We start from the raw sequence: 1158 nt of genomic DNA, 5'->3' as shown, positions 1-1158 counted from the left end.
CGATATCGATATCACCGACCTTCTTGCCGTCCTTGTCCTTAATGACAACCTTGGCATCCTGCGGCTTGGTGCCCTCCGGCACCGTCACCGTGATATCACCAGTGTTCGGATCAACCTCAACCTTGGCATCCTTGATCGGGTTACCGTCCTTATCCAGGACCTCACCAGTCATACCCTCAGTCGGGTTCTTGACCTTGTCATCCAGCTTCTTCTTAGAGCCATCAGCCGGAACCTCATCGGTCTTATCACCAGCATCAATACTCGGCTTATCCTCAGCCGGCTTCTCCGGGGCAGTGATCTCGATATCGATATCACCGACCTTCTTGCCGTCCTTGTCCTTAATGACAACCTTGGCATCCTGCGGCTTGGTGCCCTCCGGCACCGTCACCGTGATATCACCAGTGTTCGGATCAACCTCAACCTTGGCGTCCTTGATCGGGTTACCGTCCTTATCCAGGACCTCACCAGTCATACCCTCAGTCGGGTTCTTGACCTTATCATCCAGCTGCTTCGGCTGACCATCAGCCGGAACCTCATCGGTCTTATCACCAGCATCAATACTCGGCTTCTCCTCAGCCGGCTTCTTCAGGCCATCGGTGATGTCAGCCTTGCCGTCCTCCGGATCCTTATCGGTGACCTCGGTATCGCCAAGGCCGTCGCCGTCCTTGTCGTCAACCTTGCCCTCAGGAACCTCAGACTCATCCTTGTTCTTCTTGCCGTCACCGTCGGTGTCCTCGTCACCATCATTGGTGCCATCACCATCGGTGTCCGGGTTCAACGGATCCAGGCCAGCCGCCTTCTCATCAGCATTGGACACACCGTCGCCATCAGCATCCGGGTCCTCAGCATTGACGATGCCGTCGCCATCCTTATCACCCTTCGGACCATCCTCATCATCCTTATCGATGATGTCCGGGATACCGTCGCCATCCTTATCGGAGGTCGCATCCTCGCCCGGGTTGGACTCGTCCTTATTCAGCTTGCCGTCACCATCGGCGTCCTCATCACCATCATTGGTGCCATCACCATCGGTATCCGGGTTGTAGGGATCGGTGCCAGCGGCCTTCTCATCAGAGTTATTGACACCATCACCATCGATATCCGGATCCTCAGAATCCGGGATACCGTCACCATCAGTGTCCTTGGGCGACGGGCCAT

At 56.0% G+C, this 1158-nt stretch carries 1 pseudogene; it reads right to left on the bottom strand.

From position 1 onward, the window contains the following. Positions 1 to 1158: pseudogene (locus ACUY2Y_RS11675) on the bottom strand (YPDG domain-containing protein); the annotation flags it as partial.

The organism is Corynebacterium sp. 20-84 (assembly GCF_053479455.1).
This window is presented reverse-complemented; position numbering and strand designations above follow the sequence as displayed.